This is a genomic window from uncultured Bacteroides sp. (genome assembly GCF_958445495.1).
GTDB lineage: Bacteria > Bacteroidota > Bacteroidia > Bacteroidales > Bacteroidaceae > Bacteroides.
The window spans coordinates 21,376-28,925 of the sequence record NZ_CAUCSQ010000049.1 but is presented as its reverse complement, the minus strand read 5'-3'; the positions used below and the strand labels follow the sequence as shown (position 1 = coordinate 28,925).

At 38.1% G+C, this 7,550-nt stretch carries 6 protein-coding genes; 1 reads left to right on the top strand and 5 read right to left on the bottom strand.

Translation table 11 applies throughout. The features are described from left to right. Positions 1–235 precede the first annotated feature (235 nt). Positions 236–1,138: an AraC family transcriptional regulator gene (locus Q5076_RS14560; protein WP_303014323.1), complete on the bottom strand. Its 903-nt coding sequence runs from the start codon at positions 1,136–1,138 to the stop codon at positions 236–238. Between the two features lie 302 nt (positions 1,139–1,440). On the opposite strand from Q5076_RS14560, the gene Q5076_RS14555 reads away from it, so the two are divergent. Continuing rightward, positions 1,441–2,463, top strand: coding sequence for an SDR family oxidoreductase (locus Q5076_RS14555; protein WP_303014322.1), 1,023 nt, complete (start codon positions 1,441–1,443; stop codon positions 2,461–2,463). A 323-nt stretch (positions 2,464–2,786) separates the two neighbouring features. On the opposite strand, the gene Q5076_RS14550 is transcribed toward Q5076_RS14555, so the two are convergent. From Q5076_RS14550 to aspT, 4 genes are all read right to left on the bottom strand, one after another. After that, positions 2,787–3,317, bottom strand: coding sequence for an occludin (locus Q5076_RS14550; RefSeq protein WP_303014321.1), 531 nt, complete (start codon positions 3,315–3,317; stop codon positions 2,787–2,789). 91 nt (positions 3,318–3,408) lie between these two features. Then, positions 3,409–3,741, bottom strand: a complete 333-nt coding sequence (locus Q5076_RS14545) for a multidrug efflux SMR transporter (protein ID WP_303014320.1) — start codon at positions 3,739–3,741, stop codon at positions 3,409–3,411. 289 nt (positions 3,742–4,030) lie between these two features. Next, a complete protein-coding gene (gene aspD / locus Q5076_RS14540; RefSeq protein ID WP_303014319.1) occupies positions 4,031–5,689 on the bottom strand; it encodes an aspartate 4-decarboxylase in 1,659 nt (552 codons plus the stop codon). A 137-nt stretch (positions 5,690–5,826) separates the two neighbouring features. After that, the gene (gene aspT, locus Q5076_RS14535) at positions 5,827–7,521 is read right to left on the bottom strand and encodes an aspartate-alanine antiporter (RefSeq protein ID WP_303014318.1); all 1,695 of its coding nucleotides are present in this window, start codon (positions 7,519–7,521) and stop codon (positions 5,827–5,829) included. Between the last annotated feature and the right edge of the window lie 29 nt (positions 7,522–7,550).

The following is a 7,550-nucleotide window of genomic DNA, read 5'->3' as shown; positions in this document are numbered from 1 at the left end:
TGTTAACCTTAAATCTAATACTATGAAAAACACATTGCAAATGTACATACTTTTGAGTTATCTGCAAATAATTCAAGAGAAAAAGTGTGTTTTATAACATTGATTAATGGTTGAGTTGCTCAATTCAAACTTTATTAAGAATCAGATGTAATCTGAATGCCTTTATTGAACCGGGTATTCTGAGAATAATTTATAAAGTAATCGGTATTCTGTGATTTTTATGGTTTATGTATTTTTAATTTCGTTGTTTGTATTCATTAGGGGTGTATCCAACATATTTTTTAAATAGTCGGGTGAAATGTTGAGGATATTGAAATCCCAATTCGTAGGCAATTTGACTTACTGTTTGAGACCCTTCTAAAATTCGTTCTTTGGCTAGTTCTATAATCCGATGCCGGATATATTCCTGAGCAGTCTTACCGGTTTCTTTCTTTATCAAGTCACCGAAATAGTTGGAAGAAAGACAAACTTTGTCTGCGAAATATTTTACTGAGGGCAATCCTTCAGTTTGTACCGTTTGTCCTTGAAAATATTCGTCCAATAAATGTTCGAATCGTACAATAATGTCTTTGTTTACTTGATTACGTGTGATAAATTGTCGTTCATAAAAACGCATGCAATAATCGAGCAGCAACTCGATATTACGGACGATGAGTTGTTTACTGTGTTTGTCGATGGTATGTTCTAACTCGATTTGTATTTTGCGTATACAGTCTGTTACGATTTCTTTTTCCTGGTCGGACAAATGTAGAGCTTCGTTGACTTCGTAAGAGAAGAAAGAATAGTTCTTTATGTTTTGCCCTAGGGAAGTTCCCCGGATTAAATCCGGATGAAACAAGACACCTATGGATTTTGTATGTTGAGGGATGTTTTTCCGATTATCTATTCCGACTACTTGTCCCGGTGCCATGCAAACAACCGTTCCTTCCTGATAATCGTAATATTTGCGTCCGTATTTTAGGTCGCCACATTTTATGTCTTTTAAAAACAAAGAGTAGAATCCGATATTCATACGATAGTATTCTACTGTTTTTGTCGCTTTTGAAAAATCAATCACATTTACTAAGGGGTGTAAGGTTTCCAACCCGAATAGCTGGTCATACTGGTCAATAGTTTCAATTTTAGTAATTTCGTTCATAGGTCTTATGATTTTATCTGGTGACAAAGATAAAACTTTTATGCATATATTTTTAATGTATATTTGTAAATCAGTAATATAGGTATGAGAAACCGTAATTTATATACAACGGATTCGATAGAATGGCAAGCTGATTTTTAGTTGTCAGCCAGAGAGAATAGTATATGTAGCACTTGTAGTGAAATAACTCCTAGTGATTGCAGAAGATGAACATCAGAATTAATACCTTTGTGAAAATTCTGTTTTCATAAAAACAGGGCTTTTGCAAAAATGAAATTAGTATATTTTTTAATTGTTAGCTTATGAGAGTATTATTTATTGGTGGAACGGGTACAATCAGTGCTGACGTTTCTGCATTGGCACAACAAAAGGGATGGGAGGTAACTTTGCTTAACAGAGGAAATTGGAATTTACCGGATGGTATGCGTAATATTATTGCAGACATTCATAATGAAGAGCTGATAGCCAAAGTTATCGAACACGAAAACTATGATGTGGTTGCTCAATTCATTGCTTATACTGCAGAAGATGCAGAGCGCGACATCCGCTTGTTTCGTGGTAAAACAAAACAATATATATTTATAAGTAGCGCTTCTGCTTATCAAAAACCATTGGCTGATTATCGTATTACGGAAAGTACTCCGCTGGCAAACCCTTATTGGGAATATTCCCGTAATAAGATTGCTGCGGAAGAAGTATTGATGAGGGCTTATCGTACAGTTGGGTTTCCTGTTACTATCGTTCGTCCTAGCCATACTTATAACGGGACAAAACCTCCCGTGTGCGTGCATGGCTCTAAGGGGAACTGGCAGATAATCAAGCGTATTCTTGAAGGAAAACCAATAATCATTCCAGGTGACGGAAGTTCGTTGTGGACACTGACTCATTCGAAAGATTTCGCTAAAGGATATGTTGGTTTAATGGCAAATCCCCATGCTATCGGGAATGCTTTTCATATAACTACCGATGAGAGTATGACGTGGAACCAGATTTATGAAATCATTGCTGATGCATTGGGAAAAACGTTGAATGCAATGCATGTCGCTTCGGATTTTCTGGCACGACATGGAGAGAATTATGATTTCAGAGGAGAATTGTTAGGAGATAAGTCGTCAACAGTTGTTTTCGATAATTCGAAAATAAAAAGACTTGTGCCGGATTTTGTTTGCCATGTCTCAATGGCAGATGGTTTGAGACAATCTATACGTTATATGCTTTCACACCCTGAAGTACAAATTCCTGACCCTGAATTTGATAGATGGTGTGATCGGATAGTTAATGCGATGTCTGCTGCAGATAAGGTTTTTGAATCAGGAGAGTTGTAAAACTGGAGAAGTGAGTCTGAAGACAATATGAATTAATAACTGATATTACTTCTGTTTTATAGGGATATTCAATAAATTCTATCTTTGGGGATTTAAAAGAAGAGCAACCTGTTTCTTTCCAATGGAACAGCTTTTCATTAAATCGAAGAATGGGACATTTACTGGATATCCCTATAAAATAGGTATCCAAAATATCATTTGAGATATGGCTCTTTTTTATAGTTAGTAGAGAAATGGTTAAATCTCGGACTAAAAATCGTATTCTCCTGTAATTGACGGTATCTTTTTCTATAAGAGATTATTTATGACAATAAGTAACAATCTTAATAAAGACTGTTCCGTCCTTGTTGTACTTCAATCCGTATGCCAAAATTTCCATTGGCTGATTTAAGTTCAAATGCTCCCCGAAAATTGTTTTTTTCCCACGGCATCGCACTTCGGTTGGGTATTTTCCACCCATCTTTATCATAATCTCCATAAGTATTGATTCTCATTCCGTTTTTTAATTTGAAAGAGCCCATTTGCATAAACTGGGGAGAGGCAAACAAGCCCCATCCGTATCCGAAATTAGAGAAGGAAGGGGAAAATGTGCTTGTGAATCCTTGTGAGTAGATTGCATCCGTATTTAAACGGAATATTTGATTGTAATCTTTGCTCATATCCGGTATGTCTAAACTGAATTTGGGAAGTTTGGGAGGTGTTACATTCATTAATCCCATATCCAGTAAAAAACCGCCGAATTCTTTAATATTGGTTGACGGGACACGGTGAATACTGTCGGAAGGAACTTCCGACTGAGCAAAGACAAAACCGACCGATAATGTTAGTGAAAGAAATAAAATTAACTTTTTCATCTTCATATAAAGGTTGATTTACGACAAAGATAGAAAATTTCTGGTTGATAATCTGCTTTTGTTATGTTTTCTTTTGGTAAACAGATAAAAACTAATGGGATATGGAATGAGAGAAAACATTGATGACTACTACGCCTGCAATAATTAGACCTAATCCGATGATTGCCGGTAAGTCGAGGTGCTGTTTAAAGACAAAGAAACCAATCAAAGCTATAAGTATGATACCGACTCCTGACCAAATGGCATAGGCAATGCCGACGGGAATACTTTTTAATACTATGCTTAAACAATAAAATGCTGCGGCATACCCTAGAATTGTGATAATGGAGGGGAGAAGCTTTGTGAATTGTTCGCTTTGTTTCAGATAAGAGGTAGCAATTGTTTCAAAAATAATCGCTAACAGTAAAATAAGATACATTTTCATTGTCTATTCATTTTTGAATGTTTGAGTGTCAAAGGTAATACTATTTTGTTAAATGAAAAATATGTATTTTGATAGTTTCAGAATTTAATTTTGGGAATAGATAAGGGAGAATATCATTTTCCAGAAATAATCAATATGCCAAGATAGAAGTTGACACTGGTATGACGATAGATTACAGGAGTAAGATGAGTGTGTTCTGTAGAGGTAAGCCGGAATTTGTCAAAGCACAGAAATCCTTTTGTGCTTTGACAAATTTGCTTCGGATTATCTCCCTGATTTTATTTATTTCTTATTGATTTCCGTTTATTGGATAGCATGCTTTCCATGCTTGGGCATATTCTTCTAATACACGTTTGATACTTTGTCCGATTTTTATGTAATCAACTTCATTCAAATTGGCAAGCGATACTCGAACGCTCCATTTAGGGCCGGCAAAACCACCGCCGTTTAACAGTACAAGCGATGTTTCGTTAGCGAGACGGAAAACGACATCCAACGGATTGTATTTCTTTTGTAAATATGTGACAAAATCATTTCCGTAGAATTTCTTCGCCCATACCAACATATCAATTTCTGAGTAATATCCGGCACGCAGTGGGTCCTCTACTAATGTGAAACCTGTATTGTTCCATAAAGCGTGTAAACGACGACGAATAATTTCCTGCATTTTATTTTTATAACTGTCTTCTTTATCCAGCAATGAGAAGATGGCAAATAAACTCATCTGTATTTGCTGGGGTAAGGAAAGTCCGGCGGTATGATTCAGTGCAATCTGCCGACTGTCTGCTACCATACGGTCGATAAATTTCATCTTATCCGGTTGTAGGCTAAGACTGGAATAACGTTTGTTTAATATTGATTTCTGCTCCTCCGACAGGTGGGCAATCATTTTGTCGTAGATGTTGTCTTCGTGCAAGGCAATGACTGCGGTTCTCCATCCTGTAGCTCCGAAGTATTTGGAAAAGGAGTAAACGCAGAGTGTATTATGCGGTAATTCTGCCATCAGTGAACGGAAATGAGGGATGAATGTTCCGTATACGTCATCTGTGATAATCATTAAATTCGGATTATCATTCTTTACAATGTCGATGATATGTTCGGTTGTCTCTCGGTTTAACGCATAACTGGGTGGATTACTTGGATTAGTAATAAATAATGCTTTAATTTGCGGGTCTTTTAATTTGTTGATGTCCTCATCCTTATATTGCCACGTATGTAGCCCGTCGGATGTCATCTGATCGGCGGATATTTCCGTAACGTCGAATTGATAACGCCGTAGTTGCGGAATCTCAATGTAAGGAGTGAAAACTGGAATCATTAATGCAATGGCATCCCCTTGGTTTAGCAGAAAATTTTCTTGTAATGAATCGAATACATAACACATGGCTGCTGTTCCTCCTTCTGTGGCAAAAAGATTGAAATTCCCTTTAGGAGGACGACGGTCACACATTTCTTGTGCCAGATAATCTTGTATAATCAACTCTGTAAAATGTAGGATACGGTCAGGGACAGGATATTGGTCACCAATGACTGCTTCAGTCCATTCATGGATAAGTGTATCCGGGTCGACGGCATGTTCCATCAACATGTAGTTATAACCTTTCTTCAGTAAACTGGCACCAGGGGTTTTTTCATTGTTTTTCAGAAATGCCTCGAAACGGGCGGCTATTCCTGATTTTTGTGGAATTCCTGCTATTCCTTCTTTTGATGAGAATACGCGGTGACATTCGCAAAGTCCGAATTGTCCCAATAGGAAAAATGCTTCGCGTGGTTCGGTGGCAATCCAGTTCGGATTACCCCTTCCGGCATTCAGCATGGTGTGTGCAATCTTTTTGATACTTTCGTCTGCCATATCAATAAGTTTGTTTTTCAGTTCGAATGGACTGATTGTTTCCATTTTCTTAGCATAACTTTTTGTAATGGTTGGGATATTTGTTTTCTTTTCCATAATGATATTTTGTTGATTTATATATGAAATAAACGTGAGTACAAGTTTTTGAACGACAGGGGTAATTTCCCAGCCTGTCTTTGTTTAGGTTATGGGCTTGTTTAATTAGTATTTCTGAAAATAAATTGATACAAGAGTTACATAAGTAGCACGATGACAACTCCCCAAATAATCAATAGAGTGTTACCTACAGCATATGTTACTGTATATCCCAAAGCTGGCGTGTCGCTTTCTACTGCATCTTGAATAGCTCCTAGGGCAGCAGTTGTGGTACGTGCCCCTGCAGTACATCCTAGTGACAGAGCCGGATGGAACCTAAACAAGTATTTTGCCATAAGTAATCCTGCCAATAAAGGAATGGCTGTTGCCAATGCACCGACAATAAACAGACTGAAACCTACTTCTTTAAATCCGGCAATGAAACTGGGACCGGCAGCAATGCCGACTACTGCAATAAACATATTCAGCCCTACATTGTTCAGTACCCATAAGGAGGGTTCTGGAATACCGCCGAAAGTAGGATGTTTACTACGTAACCAACCAAATAGAAGTCCTGCAATCAATGCTCCGCCACTAGTTGAAAGGCTGATAGGGACACCTCCCAAATGAATAGCTAATGCTCCGAAAAGACCACCGAGCAGGATTCCAAGTCCGACGAAAATCATATCTGTTTGATTAGTAGGACGGTCAACGTATCCCATTTGTCTGGCAGCATCTTCTACTTCATGTTTAAGTCCTGTAAGTTCGAGTATATCACCGGAATCTATTATGGTTTTAGCTAATACTGGAACATTGATTCCAGCACGTTTGATGTTGCGGATACTTACTCCATGCATGAATTTCTGCGAACGGATTTTAGAAACTGTTTCTCCGGCAAAGGTCCGGTGAGTAATCATTACCGGAAGAGTTTCTGCCGGAAAATCAAGTAATTGCGCATCAATCACTTCCGGTCCTATCCAATCCTCCTCTCCAATTACAAACTCGCGACGTCCGCTAAGTACTATTTCGTCATTTCGGTGAAGAATCAAATTTGGGTTAACTTCTTTTACGATGCCTGCCTGACGGACACGTTCTACAAATAGACGTTTATCATTCTTACATAGATAATTTTCAAGTTCACTGACTTTTTTCCCGTTACCAAACCATTTATTCGTAATTTTATAGGCACGAAATACGACCGGACGGAGTGCCGGTGCAAATCCGGGTTCATCCGCTTCCGAGGTTCCCATTTTGGCTTCCAGTTCTTTACAGTCGGATTTTACTTTGTCTAATCCTCCAAGTATTTTCGGACCCAGGGAGGCTAGAATCCAAGCTGAACCTGCCGTACCGAAGATATAAGTTACGGCATAGGCTACCGGAATAGCATTAATATATGTTGTTTTCTGTGCATCGTTGATATCTAATTGGTTGATAGTGTCACTAGCTACGCCGATGACTGCTGATATTGTTTGCGAACCGGCTAATAACCCTGCCGCTTCTCCTGGGTGGTAGCCCATGATTTTAGCGAGTATCCATGGTGCTATTAAACTGACGATACACATCAGTATAGCGAATCCTACTTGAGGCAGGCCATCTTTTTTCAGTCCACGGAAAAATTGTGGTCCAACTTTATAGCCGACAGCAAATAAGAAAAGTAGGAAGAATACGGCTTTCATTGGACCGTCTACGGTAATATTTAATTGCCCAACCAATACACCGACAAGAAGAACACTGGTTACCGTACCTAAAGAAAATTTTCCGATTTTAAACTTACCAAGCCAGAATCCTGCGAAAAGCGTTAAGAAAATGGCAAGTTCGGGATGTACCCTTAATTGATTTATAATCCATTCCATAATTAAGTTGTTGTTTAAGTTATGTATTA